Genomic DNA, 14,941 nt, shown 5'->3' on the forward strand with positions numbered 1-14,941 from the left:
CGAAAAAGCTCCCCAGTCCCGGTACTGCGGGTGGCGGGCCCGGGTGGCGAGCTGGGCGGCCCCCCGGACGTCGATTCTTCGGCTTGCGGCCCTGGGGAGACTAGTCGCCTTCTCGTCCGGTGACCCGACGAACGGCCGGTGACGGACCCCGGAGAGGGAGCGACGGCGACGGTCCGCCACCGATCGCCCCGGACGGGCGCGGTCCGCCGTGCACGACGGGCCCGCGCCCCTCCCCCGCCCCTTACCGCTGCTTGATCCTCAGGAACGTCACCGAGTGCGCCGGGAACGTGTACGTGAACTCGTCCGCGACGCCCCGGAAGGTGGACGTCACCGGAGTGACCGGGGTGTCCGTCTCCGTGTTCACCGCGTCCGCGTCGGCGGCCAGCACGGTCACGCGGGCCGTGGGGGCGACCCTCGCGCCGCCGAGGTCGATCGCCGTACGGGCCTCGGCCGGCTGGGCGTTGACGACCTTGACGATCAGCTCACCGGTCCGGTCGTCCTCGGTGACCACCTGGCGGAACGGCTCGGCCGGCCGGTCGTCGGTGAACTCGCCCCACTTCTCGCCGTCGAGGTAGAGGGTGACCTGGCGGCCGCGCACCTTGACGTCGATGTCGTAGGCGCGGCCCGTCTCGACGGACCCGGCCCGGGAGACCAGGGTCGACCTGCCGCCGTCCACGGCCTGCTCGACGGCGGACCGGGTGTTGTTCCAGCCGCCCAGGTTCCACCAGTAGTGGTTGCCGGTGTCCTTGACGCCGAAGGCGACGAGGAAGCCCTCCTTGCCGGACTTCTTGGTGGCCCTCACGTGCAGGTCGTAGTCGTGCCAGGCCGGGTCGCCGGCCGTGACCAGGGTGTTCTCGGCGGCCTCGTCGGTCTGGACGTACTGGCCGTCCCGGACGCTCCAGTCGCCGCCCCCGACGTGCCTCCACTGCGAGGCGTCGCCGGAGAAGTCGTCGCTCAGCAGCGTCGAGCCGTCGGCGGCGGTGACCCTCACGTCGTCGTACGCGGCGCTGGTCGCCCAGGTCGAGAGGCCGACGGCGCCGGTGACGGGGCCGCTGGTGTCCGGGGTCGCGCTCGCCGCCGACGGGACCACCCGGTCGCCGGTGTTGTTCATGAACAGCTTCTGGACCTCGTAGGAGGCCGATCCCCAGGACGCGCGGTTGTTGAACCAGATCATGTCCGGCGACCACCGGACGTGGTCCTCGTTGGCGAGCAGCGGCGCGTACGAGGCGAGCTCGACGACGTCCGCGTTGCGCTCCAGGCCGGTCATGAACGCGGCTTCGGCCAGGCCGTTCCTCCAGGCGTTGCCCTGGGAGGCGTACTCGCCGAGGAAGACCTTGGGGCCCTGCCGGTCGTAGGAGTCGTAGCGGTCGTTGTTCCGCAGGAACCACTGCGGGCTGTTGTAGTAGTGCTCGTCGACCATGTCGACCCCGCCCTCGCGGTTGAGCCGCCAGAGGGTGTCGAAGGTCGAGCCCGTGTCGTCCGGGCCGGAGTTGGAGATCACGGTGATGTCCGGGTGCTCCGCCTCGATGGCGGCCCGGAACCGCTGGAAGCGGGCGAAGAACTCCTCGGGCAGGTTCTCCTCGTTGCCGACGCCGATGTGGGTGAGGCCGAAGGGCTTCGGGTGGCCCATCCCGGCGCGGACCTTGCCCCAGGTGGAGGTGGCCGGGCCGTTGGCGAACTCGATGAGGTCGAGGGTGTCCTGGAGGTGCCGCTCCAGCAGCGCCTCGTCGTCGGTGGCCCTGTTCTGGCCGCAGCCGGTCACCAGGGCGGGGACGACGGGCAGCGGCATCGCGCCGACGTCCTCGGCGAAGCGGAAGTACTCGTAGTAGCCGAGCCCGTAACTCTGGTTGTAACCCCAGAAGTTGGCGTTGGTGGCGCGTTCCTCGACCGGGCCTGTGGTGTCCTTCCACTGGTAGGAGCGCTTGCGCTGCCAGCCGCTGGCCTCGCTGTAGTCCTCCATGGAGCCGGTGTTGACCAGGCAGCCGCCGGGGAAGCGGACGAAGCCCGGCTTCAGGGCGGCGATCTTCTCGGCGAGGTCCTTGCGCAGGCCGTTCGGCTGGTTCTTGTAGGTGTCGCGCGGGAACAGCGACACCATGTCGAGGGCGGCCGCGTTCGCGGTGGCGACGGCGAGGCGGCCGCGGTTGCTGGTCCGGGACGCCGTGAAGGTCGCCCGGTACTTCGCCCAGCCGCCCTCGACCGCCACCTCGCGGGCGTTCGCGAGCGCGCCGGCCGCGTCCTCGAGCGTGACGGTGAGGGTGGTGCCGCTCTCCGCGCGCGCCCACACGGAGAAGTCGTACCGCTTGCCCTTCTCCACGCGGACGCCGGTGTTGTAGCCGGCGTTCCTCACCGAGGAACCCGCGCCCAGGGAGAGGTAGTTGCGGTTGCGTTCGTTCAGCCGGCCGGAGTCGTCCACCACCTCGGCCGTGCCGCCGACCGTCCAGGAGGTCAGGGGTGTGTAGGAGCCGTGGTCGGCGGTGGAGTACTCGAAGGACCGGTTCTGCACGAGTTCGGCGTACAGACCGCCGTCGGCGGCCCGGTTGATGTCCTCGAAGAAGACGCCGTACCTCGTGTCGCCGATCGCCGCGCCCCGGGCGTCCGGGTCGACGGTGAGCGTGTAGTCGGTGACGTCCTCGGCGTGCGCGGGGGCCGGGACGAGGACGGCGGCCGTCAGCAGGGCGGTGAGGCCGAGACCGAGGCGGGCGCGCCTTCGTGCGGTGCGTGACATGGGTGCTCCGCGGCTCTCTGGGCGTGGGGACTCCGGAGTCGTTCGGTATATCGACCAATATTCAGCACTTCGAACGGCAAGATAGGGAGGAGACAGGAGCACGTCAACGGGGCGTGCGGCGGCGGAGAGCGGACGGGAAGGGGCGGGATGGGCGAGTTCTGGCCGGTGCCCGACGTACTGGCCTACCTGGAGGGCCGCTGGCGGGTGGAGCGCACCGTGCGCGACCTGGCGAGCGGCGGGCGCGGCCACTTCGAGGGGGCGACCGTTTTCGGCCCGTCGGAGGGCGGCGGCCTGCTGCACCGGGAGTCCGGCACCTTCACCTGGCGGGGCGTCGCCCGGCCCGCCGAGCGGACCCTGCGCTTCCTGCCGGGACCGGGCGGCACGGCCCGCGTGCGGTTCGCGGACGGCCGCCCGTTCCACGACCTGGACCTCGCCTCGGGCCGGCACGTCGCCGACCACCCGTGCTCGGCGGACCTCTACCGGGGCGAGTTCACCGTCCGCGACGAGGACCACTGGCGCACGGTCTGGCGGGTGCGCGGGCCGGCCAAGGACCTGGAGCTGACCACCGGTTACGCACGCGTGGGCTGAGCGGGCCCCCCGTCCAGGCACAGGCTCCAGCGGCCCGCCCGGCCGGCCACGCCGATCGCCGACAACGAGCGGACGTCGATGTGCCAGTACGTCGCCGGCGGCGCCTTCAGCACGTACACCAGGGCCGCGCGGATGACGGACGGCTCGGCCACCGCCACCACCCCGCAGCCGTCCTCCGCGGGCCGGGTGTCGAGCCAGCCGCCGACGCGCCTGATGAAGTCCAGCAGCGACTCCCCGCCGTGCGGTGTGGCCCGCGGGTCGGCGAGCCAGGCGTCCACCGCCTCCGGCTCCCGGGCCATCGCCTCGCCCAGGGTCAGCCCGCGCCAGCGGCCCATGTCGCAGTCGCGCAGGGCGAGCTGGACCAGCGGGGCGTATCCGAGGCCCTCCCCGGTGGCGCGGCTGCGCGGGGTCGGCGAGCAGTAGCGCAGTTCGGCCGCGGCGAGCGGCAGCAGTTCGGGGGCGGCCCGCTGCACCTCGTCCCAGCCGGCCCGGTCCAGCGGCCGGTCGTCCTCGAAGCGTTCGGCGAGCACCGAGGAGCTCCCCGCGGCGGCGACGAACGTGACCCGAAGTGCCATGCGGCGATCGTCAGTCGCGCAAGGACCCGGGTCAAGAGGGGCCACCCCGAACGTTACTCAGGGTTCACCCAGGTCAGGACCTGACGGACAAGTCGCCCACGGTGCGCGGTGCCGAGCGCTCACCCCGGCGCCCCGTCCGGCCGTCCCAGCACCTCGTCGCAGGCGCTCCGCAGGCGCCGCACCCCCTCCGCGATCTCCCCGGCGCCCGCCACCGCCGCGAAGCTCAGCCTGAGGTGCCCGGCCGGGGGCTCGGCGCTGAAGTACGGGCGGCCGGGGGCGAGGGCGACGCCGGCGCGCAGGGCGGCGGCCGTCAGGGCGGGTTCGGCCGTGCCGTCGGGCAGCCGCAGCCACAGGTGGTAGCCGCCGGAGGGGACGTGCGGCAGGGCGAGTTCCGGCAGGCGGAGGCGGAGCGCGGCGGTCATCGCGTCCCGGCGGGCCCGCAGCTCGGCCGAGAGCGCGCGCAGGTGGCGCGGCCAGGCGGGCGAACCGACGAGTTCCAGCGCGGCCTCCTGGAGCGGACGGGGCACGAAGAAGGTGTCGACGACCTGGATGGCCCGCAGCCGCTCCAGCACCGGGCCGTGGGCGACGAGGGCGCCCACCCGGAAGCTGGGCGAGGTCGCCTTGGTCAGCGAGCAGACGTGCACCACGACCCCGTCGGGATCCTCGGCGGCGAGCGGCCGGGGCAGCGGGCCCGCGTCCTCGTGCACCAGCCGCCGGACGAAGTCGTCCTCGATCACGAAGGCGCCCGCCGCGCGGGCGGCGGCCAGCACCTCGCCGCGCCGGCCGGGCGCGAGCACGGCGCCCGTGGGGTTCTGGAACAGGGGCTGGCAGACGAAGACCCGGGCGCCGCTCGCCCGGAACGCGTCCGCGAGCAGCGCGGGCCGCACGCCGTCCGCGTCCACCGGGACGGGCACCGGGCGCAGGCCGGCCGCGCGGGCGACGGCCAGCATGCCCGGGTAGGTGGGCGACTCCACGAGGACGGGCGCGCCGGGCGGCGCGAGCGCGCGCAGGGCGGTGGTCAGCGCGGACTGCCCGCCCGAGGTGACCAGCACCCCCGCCGCCGTCACCGGACCCCCGACGCTGCGCGCGAACCACTCGCGCAGCTCCGGCAGCCCTTCCACGGGCGGCCTCCCCCAGGCGCCCGGCCTGCGCCCGGCCCGGGACAGCGCCGCCGCCATCGCCCGTTCCGGCTGCAGGCAGGGGTGCGGGTAACCGCCGTTGAACTCGATCACCCCGGGCGGCGGCGCGGCGAGCGAGTCCAGCACCCCGGAGGCGTCCACCGAGCGCGGCACCAGGTCGGCGGCGCCGTCCGCGCTGAGGGCGACCTCCTGCCAGGAGGTGTCCCCGGCGGGAGCGGCCGGGCCCCGGGGCCCGGCGCGGAAGGAGCCGGCCCCGGGCCGGGTGACGACCAGGCCCTCGGCGGCGAGCCGCCCCAGCGCCCGGGAGACGGTCACGGGGCTCACCCGGAACCGCTCCACCAGGGCCCGGCTGGACGGGAGCTTCTCACCGGGAGAGTAGCGGTCGAGCTCACGTCGCAGCCGATCCGCCAGATCACCGACACTGCTACGCTCATGCATGAGAGCACAGAGTAGCGCTACCCCCGCGCCCCCGATAACGGTCGCCGCCCGCCGGGACCGCACCGGCCCGGGCACCCTCCAGGCCGCTCTCGGCGTCGTCGCCTTCTCCCTCACCTTCCCGGCCACCGTCTGGGGGCTGGAGGGCTTCGGCCCCTGGTCGCTGGTGGCCGTGCGCAGCGTGCTCGCGGCGCTGATCGCGGGCGGCTGCCTGCTCGCCCTGCGCGTGGCGCCGCCCGCCCGCCGCCACTGGCCCGGGCTCGCGGTGGTCGGCGCCGGGGTGGTCCTCGGCTTCCCGACGCTGACCACCCTGGCGCTGCGGACCTCGACCACCGCGCACGCGGCCGTCGTGGTGGGCCTCCTCCCGCTGACCACGGCGCTGCTGTCCGCCCTGCGCGTCGGCTCCCGTCCCTCGCGCACCTTCTGGGCGGCGGCCCTGGCCGGGGCCGCCGCCGTCGCGGCGTTCACCCTCCGGCAGAGCGGCGGCGCGCCGACCACGGCCGACCTGTACCTCTTCGCGGCGCTGCTGGTGTGCGCGGCCGGGTACACCGAGGGCGGCCGGCTGGCCCGGGTGATGCCGGGCTGGCAGGTGATCGGCTGGGCCCTGGTGCTGTGCCTGCCGCTCACCGTGCCCGCCGCGGCGGTCGCGCTGGCCCTCGAGCCGGTGCGGCTGACCGCGCACGGCGTGGCCGGGCTGCTGTGGGTGGCCGCGGGGTCGCAGTTCCTCGGGCTGGTCGTCTGGTACCGGGGCATGGCGGCGATCGGCATCCCCCGGGCCAGCCAGCTGCAACTGGCCCAGCCGCTGCTCACGCTGGTGTGGTCGGTGCTGCTGCTGGACGAGCACCTGACGGCGGCCGCCCCGCTGACGGCCGCGGCGGTGCTGGTGTGCATCGCCGTCACCCAGCGGGCCCGCGTCTGAGGGGTGCGTGCGGCCCGCTGCCGGGCGGCGCGCTCCGCCGTAGACTCGATGCCACGGACCGCTGCTCCCGCATCCGTGAGGAGGCCCCGATGCACGCAACCGTGGGTGACCAGCTTGTCCAGCACGGCAGGGTGGTCGGTCAGCACGACAAGGTCGCCGAGATCGTCGAAGTGATGGGGCGCGAGGGCAACCCGCCCTACCGGGTCCGTTTCGAGGACGGGCACGAGGCCGTGTGCTCGCCCGGCCCCGACTCCGAGATCCGGCACAAGGCCCACCAGCGGTAGATCGCGGCAGACCGGCGCGGGGAGTGCGCCGGTCTGCCGGCAGCGGTCGGCGACCGCCCGCGCCCTCGCCCCGGCCGGGTCGGACCCCGCCGGGCCGCCCCGGACCGCCGCCGCGAACACTCCGCGCGACACGCGCCCCACCGCACGCTCCCGAGCCCCTCGCACCTCGGTCACGGTCCGCTCCGCGTCCGGGATGCCCCACCCCGGCGATCGATCATCGATACTTCGGAGTAACGTGCACGGACGGAGCAGGCACCGGGACCCGGCGGACCTGCCACAGCCGTAAGCAGGAGCGAAGGGAACGATGTGACCGACATCGAACGCGTCGGAGTGGTGGGCTGCGGTCAGATGGGCGCGGGGATCGCCGAGGTGTGCGCCCGGGCCGGACTGGACGTCAAGGTCGCCGAGACCACCGGCGAAGCCCTGGAGATAGGCCGTACCCGGCTGTTCAACTCGCTGTCCAAGGCCGCCGGGCGCGGCAAGATCACCGAGGAGGAGCTGGCGGCCACGCAGGCCCGGCTGAGCTTCACCACGGACCTCGGCGAGTTCGCCGACCGTGACCTGGTGATCGAGGCCGTCGTCGAGAACGAGCAGGTCAAGACAGAGATCTTCCAGGTGCTGGACCAGGTGGTGACCCGGCCGGACGCGATCCTGGCCTCCAACACCTCCTCCATCCCGCTGGTGAAGCTGGCGGTCGCCACCTCGCGGCCCGACCACGTGATCGGCATCCACTTCTTCAACCCGGCGCCGGTGCAGCGGCTGGTGGAGCTGATCCCGGCGCTCACCACCTCCGAGGGCACGCTGAGCCGCGCCCAGGTGTTCACCGAGAAGGTGCTGGGCAAGCACGCGATCCGTGCCCAGGACCGTTCCGGTTTCGTGGTCAACGCGCTGCTGATCCCGTACCTGCTCTCGGCGATCCGGATGTTCGAGTCGGGCATCGCCAGCCGGGAGGACATCGACAACGGCATGGAGATGGGCTGCGCCCACCCGATGGGCCCGCTGAAGCTGTCCGACCTGATCGGCCTGGACACGGTGGCCTCGGTCGCGTACTCGATGTACGAGGAGTACAAGGAGCCCCTGTACGCCGCGCCGCCGCTGCTGCAGCGGATGGTCGACGCGGGCCGGCTGGGCCGCAAGACGGGCTCGGGCTTCTACACGTACGGCTGACGCCCCGGCCGCGGCCCGGCACCGGACCTTTGGTGCCGGGCCGCTGCGTCCGCCCGCCGCTCGGGCGTCAGGGCACGGCGTCCCGCCCGAACCCGAGGTGGTGCGGCAGGAGCAGCGCGGCCGCCATGGTGGCGGCCGGGACCTCGCCGGGGGCGACCGGGTCGGGGACCGGCTCGAGGGGCACCCACTCCCGGCGGTCCGACTCGAAGTCGTCCACGCGGTGGCCGACGTACTCGCCCTCGTCGGTCCGGAAGACGTGGTGCCGGGCGTCGGTGAGGCCGTTGGACGGCTCCGCCCAGGAGGTGGCGCAGGGGCCCGGCAGCAGGCGCACGGGAGGCCGCCCGCGGTGCGGCGGAAGGCGCGGAGGGGACGCGGGCCGGGCGTCCGGTGTCCCCGCGGTGCGCCCCGCCCTACACCGGTACGCGCAGGGCCCCGTCGATGAGTTCGGCCGCCTCGACCGTGCCGGCGCAGCCGCTGCGCACCAGGTGCTCGCGCACCGCCCGCAGCCGGTCGCGCAGCCGCTGCGACTCCATGCCGCGGGCCTGTTCGGCCATCCGCACCGCGAGGGCCGCCGCGCTGTCGGCGTTGCCCTGACGCAGTTCGACGGTGCTCAGCATGGCCAGCCGGTGCACCCGGCCCCGGTCGTGCGCGGGGGTCTCCACGGCCGCCGCTGCGTGCTCGCCGGCCGCCGCCAGTTCACCGAGGCTCAGCAGCGCCTCCGCCACCTGGACGTTGACCAGGCCGGGCTGGACGTAGCCGGTCTCCTCGGGCTCGCACCCGCGCCGGATGCGCTCGGCCGCCTGTTCGGCCCGCCGGATGCGGGCCAGCGCGCCCGCCCCGTCGCCGAGGTGCGCGTAGGCCTTGGCCTGCATCGCGTACAGGTCGGAGGCGAGCGCCGGGGTGACGTGCCGGCCGGCCGCGCGCAGCGCCGCCTCCGCGAACGCGACGGCCTGCCGGTACTCCCGCAGGTACAGCGACTGGTTGACCAGCAGCGCCGTCACGTACGCGCCGAAGCCCCGGTCCCCGCTGGCCTTCGCGAGCCTCAGCGCCTGGTGGAAGTAGCGCTGGGCCAGGCCGTGCGCGTCGGAGTCGTACGCGCAGATGCCGGCGATCGCCACCAGCCCGCCGGTGGCCCGGTGCAGTCGCCGGCCGGTGGCGTCGGTGTACCCGCCGCGCAGCAGCGGGGCGGCCCCGGCGTTGAGGAAGCCGACGATCCGGGCGCGCGTCGCGATGCCGCCGGCCTTGCGGTACATCTGCTCGTAGTGGGTGCGGGCGGCGCGCAGCACGTCGAGGTCGCCCGGCGTGACCCGGTGCCGGCCGTCGCGGGAGACGTCCGTGTCCTCGGGCGGGTTCTCCCACTCCCACACGGGCATCACGGCGGGCGTACCGGTGAGCGCGGGCGCGTCGAGGAGGTGGGGGCGCCGCCGCTGGTCGGAGCGCCACAGCGCGGTGGCCCGCTCGACGAGTCCGCCGAGCGGGCCGGTGTGCGCGGGGGACGGCCCGCCGGGCACGCCGAGCCCGACGTCGTCGAGGGTGACCGGGCGGTGCAGCCGGGCGGCGAGCACCTCGCAGATCAGGTCGGGCACCTGGCCCCGGGGCCGCTGCCCCTTCAGCCACCGGGCGACGGCCGTGTGCTCGTACCTCAGCCTCAGCCCGCGTGCCCGTCCGGCCCGGTTGACGTGCGCGGCCAGACCCGCGTGCGAGATCCCCGCCTCGTCCATGATCGCGTCGAGCAGAGTGTTGGGCTGCATGCGGCCCCCCGGGTGGGTCGGTGCCGTCAGAGTAGTGGCCGCCCGTTCACACGGGGTGTGAACGCAGTGCTCGGATCCGCGGCGTGCGCGCGCTGTCGCGGAGGGCTTCCGGCCGGTTGACTGGGGCGCCTCGAAAGAGGCCGGCCGGGCCGCCGGCTCCCCCTCGTACAGTGCGGCGGCCCGTTTCCGCGCCGTCCGCCCCGCCGCCTGCCCGACACTCCGTGGCGGGGCGGACGGCGCACGGCCCCGTCGTCCCCGTCACGCCGGGAACCGCAGGTGACCGGCCGGGGGCAGGTCCGCCGCGGCCGGGTGCGCGGACCCCCGCGCCCCGGCGGGGGCGCGCCGGGGCGGACGCTCGTTCCCGATGACCAGCAGGGCCACGTCGTCCCCGGGCGGCCCGACCGTGTGGCGCAGCAGCGCCCCGAGGACCGCCCGCAGCACGGCCCGGGGGGTGACCGGGTGCTCGCGTGCGACGCCAGTGAGGACGTCGCCCAGGGGGAAGAACCGGCCGCCGGCGTCCCGTGCCTCCTCGGCTCCGTCCGTGTGCAGGACGAGGACGTCGCCGGGCGGCAGGCGTCCGCAGGGCACGGCGGGGAGGTCGGACGGCAGCGGGAACGGGCCGAGCGGCGGGAGCGGGTCGGCCCGGGCGAGCCGGTCGGCGCGGGCGCCGCTCAGCAGGTACGGCCAGGGGTGCCCGCAGTTCAGGGCCCGCATCTCCCCGTCCGGGAGGATCTCCAGCACCAGTACGGTGACGAACTCCTCGGCGAACGGGTCCTCGGCGCCCGCGGGGGCGTGCCCGTCACCGGCCCGCTCCCGCAGGTGCCGGGCCACCGCCCGCTCCAGCCGGCGCAGCACCCCGGCCAGTTCGGCCTCGTCGTGCGCGGCCTCGCGGAAGCTGCCGAGGACGGCGGCGGCGGTCCCGACGGCGCCGAGCCCGTGCCCGCGGACGTCACCGATGACGGCCCGTACGCCGTGCTCGGTGGCGACCACCTCGTACAGGTCGCCGCCGATCCGGGCCCCCCGGTCGGCGGGCAACTGGACGGCGGCGACGGCCAGTCCGTCGACGTACGGGGGCGGCGTCCGCAGCAGCGCGCTCTGCGCGGCATCGGCGACCCGGCGGGCCTGCCGCAGTTCGCGCAGCATCCGGTGCCGGACGTGCAGCACCAGCCCGGTGCAGACCGCGCACAGCACGGCGCTGCTGACGAGCCGCGCGCCGAGGGCGTCGTCCCGGGCCAGCGGACAGGTCAGCCGGTAGGCCACCGCGCCGGCGCCCAGGGCCACGGGCAGGGCGAGGTCGCGCACCCGGCGCAGCGGACGCCGGCCGTCCCGCCGGACGGCGGCACGGTGGCCCGCCGCGCGGGCGCCGAACGGAAGACGGAGGGGCGCGGGAGCCCCTGGGACGGGCCGGGGCGGCACCCCGCGGGGAGTCCCAGCCTTGAAGCGGATCATGCCGATGGCCCCCCATTTAGGCCCTGACGGCCCTGTAGGCCCTGACAGCGCGGACCGGCCCGGAAAGGCCGGTCCGATTCTGTCGACCACATGCCCCGATCCGGACGTATCGCCCGGAATTGTCACCCGAACGAGTGAGGTGACCGGCGGTGGGGGGACGTGAGGGGCGCGCGCCGCCGGAAGGAGCGCGAGGGACCGCGCCGCCCCGGGGGCACGGGGTGCCCTCGGCTCGGCGCGGTCCCTCGTGGCGCTAGCTCCTCAGGACGGCCCCGGTGCGCTCGCCCGCGAGGGCGACCGCCGCCTCCCGGGCCGCCGACGCCTCGTCGACGGTCAGCGTCCGGTCGTCCGCGCGGAACCGCAGCGCGTACGCCAGCGACTTGCGGCCCTCGCCCAGCTGCTCGGCGTTCTCGTACACGTCGAACAGGCGGATGGACTCCAGCAGTTCGCCGGCGCCCTCGCGCAGCGCGGCCTCGACGTCCGCGGCGGGCACGAACGCGTCGACGACCAGGGCGACGTCCTGCGTGGCGACCGGGAAGGTGGAGATGCCCGGCGCCTGCGGGGTGTCGTCGCCGACCTGCTCCAGGACGTCCAGGTCCAGCTCCATCGCGCAGGTGCGCGCGGGCAGGCCCAGGGTCTTCAGGACGCCCGGGTGCAGCTCACCGGCGTGGCCGACGACCCGCTCGGTGCCGTCGACGGTGACCAGCAGCTCGGCGCAGCGGCCCGGGTGCCACGGACCGTACTGGCCCTTGCGGACGACGAGTTCGGCGCCGGCCTCGCGGGCGACGGTCCGGGCGGCCTCCACCGCGTCGGCCCAGTCGGCCGGGCGGCCCCTGCCCCACCAGCCGGCCTGCTCACGGGCCCCGGCGAGGACGACCGCGACGTGCCGCGGCTGGTCGGGCAGCGCGGCGTCCAGTCCGGCGAGCTCCTCGCCGGTGGGCCGCCGGTCGACGGGCAGCCGGACGGCGGTGCGCTGCTCCTCGCGGGGGAGGAAGACCAGACCGGTCTCGAACAGCGCCACGTCGTGGCTGCCGCGTCCGTCGTTGCGGCGCAGCGCGCCGAGCAGGCCCGGCAGCAGCGAGGTGCGCAGCGCCGGCTCCTCGTCGCTGAGCGGGTTGGTCAGCTTCACCACACGGCGGGCCGGGTCACCGGCGTCCAGGCCGAGCTGGTCGAAGACCTGCTCGGCGACGAACGGGTAGTTCGGCGCCTCGACGTATCCGGCGCCGGCCAGGGCCCGGCCGATCCGGCGGTGCAGCCGCTGCCGCCCGGTCAGACCGCGCCCGGCGGGCGGCCGGGGCAGCGTGGAGGGCAGGTTCTCGTAGCCCTCCAGGCGGATGACCTCTTCGGCCAGGTCGTTCGGGTCGGTGAGGTCGGGCCGCCAGGACGGCACGGTGACGATCAGCTCGTCCTGGCCGTGGACGTCGCAGCCCACCTCCTGGAGGCGGCGGACGACGGTCTCCCGGCCGTAGGCGACGCCCGCGACCTTGTCCGGGTGGTCCGCCGGGACGGTGATGGTGCGCGGCGCGGCCGGGGCGACGACCTCGGTGACGCCGGCCTCGGCGGTGCCGCCGGCGAGCAGCACCAGCAGGTCGACGGTGCGCTGCGCGGCCGCGGCGGCGGCCTGCGGGTCGACGCCGCGCTCGAAGCGGCGGGACGCCTCGGAGGACAGCTTGTGCCGCCGGGCCGTGCGCGCGATCGACACCGCGTCGAAGTGCGCGGCCTCGATGACCACGTCGGTGGTGGCGTTCCCCGCGCCGTCGTGGTCGGCGATCTCGGTGTCGGCGCCGCCCATGACGCCGGCGAGGCCGATGGGGCCGCGCTCGTCGGTGATGACCAGGTCCTCGGGGTCGAGCGTCCGCTTGACGCCGTCGAGGGTGGTGAGCTTCTCGCCCGGCTCCGCCCGGCGCACGCCGATGGTGCCCCGGACCAGGTCGCGGTCGTAGGCGTGCAGCGGCTGGCCGAGCTCCATCATCACGTAGTTGGTGACGTCGACGGCGAGCGAGACCGGGCGCATGCCGGCCTTCTGCAGCCGGCGCTTCAGCCAGATCGGGGAACGCGCCTCGGGGCTGAGGCCGGTCACCGTGCGGGCGGTGAAGCGGTCGCAGCCGACGGGGTCGGAGACCTTCACCGGGTGGCCGAAGGCGTTCGGGCCGGGCACGTCGAGCAGGGCCGGGTCGCGCAGCGGCAGGCCGTAGGCGATGGCGGTCTCGCGGGCCACGCCGCGCATCGACAAGCAGTAGCCGCGGTCCGGGGTGACGGCGATGTCGAGGACCTCGTCGACCAGCTCCAGCAGCTCGACCGCGTCCTTGCCGACCTCGGTCTCCGGGGGCAGCACGATGATGCCCTGGGAACCGTCGTCGCCCATGCCCAGCTCGTCGCTGGAGCAGATCATGCCGCGCGACATCCGGCCGTAGGTCTTGCGCTCGGCGATCTGGAAGTCGCCGGGCAGGACGGCGCCGGGCAGCGCGACGACGACCTTGTCGCCGACGGCGAAGTTGCGGGCGCCGCAGATGATCTCCTGCGGCTCACCGGTTCCGTTGGCCCGGCCGACGTCGACGGTGCAGAAGCGGATCGGCTTCTTGAAGCCCTCCAGCTCCTCGACGGTGGCGACCTGCCCCACCACGAGGGGGCCCTTGAGGTCGGCGCCGAGCCGGTCGACGGTCTCGACCTCGAGGCCGGCCGAAATGAGCTTGGCCTGGACGTCGCGCCCGGTCTCCGTCGCCGGCAGGTCGACGTACTCCCGCAGCCAAGAAAGCGGGACCCGCATCAGATCTCCATCCCGAACGGCCGGGTGAACCGGACGTCACCCTCGACCATGTCTCGCATGTCCTCGACGTTGTGGCGGAACATCAGCATCCGCTCGATGCCGAACCCGAAGGCGAACCCGCTGTACTTCTCCGGGTCGACGCCGCAGGCCGTGAGCACCCGCGGGTTGACCATGCCGCAACCGCCGAGCTCGATCCAGCCCTCGGACGAGCAGGTGCGGCAGGGCCGGTCGGGGTCGCCGACGGACTCGCCCTTGCAGACGTAGCAGAGCATGTCCATCTCGGCGCTCGGCTCGGTGAAGGGGAAGAAGTTCGGCCGCAGCCGGGTCTTCATGCCCTCGCCGAACAGCGACTGCACCATGTGGTCCAGGGTGCCCTTGAGGTCCGCCATGGTCAGGCCCTCGTCGACGGCGAGGAGCTCGACCTGGTGGAACACGGGGGTGTGGGTGGCGTCCAGCTCGTCGGTGCGGTAGACGCGGCCGGGGCAGATCACGTAGACCGGCAGCTCGCGGTCGAGCAGGGAGCGGATCTGCACGGGCGAGGTGTGGGTGCGCAGCACGACGCCGGACTCGGTGCCGCCCTCGGGGCCCTGGACGAAGAAGGTGTCGTGCTCGCCGCGGGCCGGGTGGTCCGGGCCGATGTTGAGGGCGTCGAAGTTGAACCACTCGGCCTCGACCTCGGGTCCCTCGGCGACCTCGTAGCCCATGGCCACGAAGACGTCCTCGATGCGCTCCGACAAGGTGGTCAGCGGGTGGCGGGCGCCGGCCGGCACGCGGTCGTAGGGCAGCGTGACGTCCACGGCCTCCTCGACCAGCACGCGGGCGTCCCGCTCCGCCTCGAGCTCGGCCTGGCGGGCGGCGAGCCCCTTGTTCACGGCACCGCGCGCCTGGCCCACGCGCTTGCCGGCCTCGGCCTTGGCGTGCGGGGGCAGGGCGCCGATCTCGCGGTTGGCGAGGGCCAGCGGTGAGGCGGGGCCGGTGTGGGCGACCTTGGCCTCGTGGAGCGCGTCGAGGGAGTCCGCGGCGGCGAAGGCGGCGAGCGCCTCGTCCCGCATGCGCTCGATCTCTTCCGGTTTCAACGCCTCGACCTCGACTGGGTCGTACGACTTATTGGGTGCCGACATCTCTTCCCGTGCTTCCGATTGGCT

Annotated in this window: 11 protein-coding genes and 1 pseudogene; 4 read left to right on the forward strand and 8 right to left on the reverse strand. The window is 74.7% G+C overall.

Annotation, left to right across the window (positions count from 1 at the left end; genetic code table 11):
• Positions 1 to 241: 241 nt before the first annotated feature.
• Positions 242 to 2,725: an alpha-L-arabinofuranosidase C-terminal domain-containing protein gene (locus tag ACZ56B_RS24165; protein WP_468794235.1), complete on the reverse strand. Its 2,484-nt coding sequence runs from the start codon at positions 2,723 to 2,725 to the stop codon at positions 242 to 244.
• Between the two features lie 147 nt (positions 2,726 to 2,872).
• Here ACZ56B_RS24165 and ACZ56B_RS24170 point away from each other — a divergent pair, with 147 nt between their 5' ends.
• Entirely contained in the window at positions 2,873 to 3,313 is a 441-nt protein-coding gene (locus tag ACZ56B_RS24170) for a DUF6314 family protein (protein WP_468794238.1), read from the forward strand.
• Here ACZ56B_RS24170 and ACZ56B_RS24175 read toward each other — a convergent pair.
• Both ACZ56B_RS24175 and ACZ56B_RS24180 read right to left on the reverse strand, forming a co-directional pair.
• Complete coding sequence (locus ACZ56B_RS24175; protein WP_468794241.1) at positions 3,295 to 3,888, reverse strand: histidine phosphatase family protein; 594 nt, start codon at positions 3,886 to 3,888, stop codon at positions 3,295 to 3,297. The two genes, ACZ56B_RS24170 and ACZ56B_RS24175, sit on opposite strands and share 19 nt — an antisense overlap.
• Before the next feature lie 119 nt (positions 3,889 to 4,007).
• A complete protein-coding gene (locus ACZ56B_RS24180) occupies positions 4,008 to 5,465 on the reverse strand; it encodes an aminotransferase-like domain-containing protein (RefSeq protein ID WP_468794244.1) in 1,458 nt (485 codons plus the stop codon).
• Here ACZ56B_RS24180 and ACZ56B_RS24185 point away from each other — a divergent pair.
• The 3 genes from ACZ56B_RS24185 (at position 5,464) to ACZ56B_RS24195 (ending at position 7,832) form a co-directional block, all read left to right on the forward strand.
• Positions 5,464 to 6,381, forward strand: coding sequence for a DMT family transporter (locus tag ACZ56B_RS24185; RefSeq protein ID WP_468794247.1), 918 nt, complete (start codon positions 5,464 to 5,466; stop codon positions 6,379 to 6,381). The two genes, ACZ56B_RS24180 and ACZ56B_RS24185, sit on opposite strands and share 2 nt — an antisense overlap.
• Before the next feature lie 89 nt (positions 6,382 to 6,470).
• Complete coding sequence (locus tag ACZ56B_RS24190) at positions 6,471 to 6,665, forward strand: DUF1918 domain-containing protein (protein WP_468794250.1); 195 nt, start codon at positions 6,471 to 6,473, stop codon at positions 6,663 to 6,665.
• Between the two features lie 306 nt (positions 6,666 to 6,971).
• Positions 6,972 to 7,832, forward strand: a complete 861-nt coding sequence (locus ACZ56B_RS24195) for a 3-hydroxybutyryl-CoA dehydrogenase (RefSeq protein ID WP_468794253.1) — start codon at positions 6,972 to 6,974, stop codon at positions 7,830 to 7,832.
• Positions 7,833 to 7,899: 67 nt separating this feature from the next.
• Here the strand turns inward: ACZ56B_RS24195 and ACZ56B_RS24200 are convergent.
• From ACZ56B_RS24200 to pheS, 5 genes and pseudogenes are all read right to left on the reverse strand, one after another.
• Positions 7,900 to 8,149 (reverse strand): annotated as a pseudogene (locus ACZ56B_RS24200) (NUDIX hydrolase); the annotation flags it as partial.
• Between the two features lie 93 nt (positions 8,150 to 8,242).
• Positions 8,243 to 9,583, reverse strand: a complete 1,341-nt coding sequence (locus ACZ56B_RS24205; RefSeq protein WP_468794256.1) for a transcriptional regulator — start codon at positions 9,581 to 9,583, stop codon at positions 8,243 to 8,245.
• A gap of 258 nt (positions 9,584 to 9,841) precedes the next feature.
• On the reverse strand, positions 9,842 to 10,885 hold the full coding sequence (locus tag ACZ56B_RS24210; protein WP_468794259.1) for a PP2C family protein-serine/threonine phosphatase: 1,044 nt from the start codon (positions 10,883 to 10,885) through the stop codon (positions 9,842 to 9,844).
• Positions 10,886 to 11,282: 397 nt separating this feature from the next.
• Positions 11,283 to 13,796, reverse strand: a complete 2,514-nt coding sequence (pheT, locus tag ACZ56B_RS24215) for a phenylalanine--tRNA ligase subunit beta (protein WP_468794262.1) — start codon at positions 13,794 to 13,796, stop codon at positions 11,283 to 11,285.
• Positions 13,796 to 14,917, reverse strand: a complete 1,122-nt coding sequence (gene pheS, locus ACZ56B_RS24220) for a phenylalanine--tRNA ligase subunit alpha (RefSeq protein WP_468794265.1) — start codon at positions 14,915 to 14,917, stop codon at positions 13,796 to 13,798. Before pheS ends, pheT begins: the two co-directional genes overlap by 1 nt.
• Positions 14,918 to 14,941 lie beyond the last annotated feature (24 nt).

This window comes from Streptomyces sp. NPDC034670, from assembly GCF_055574875.1.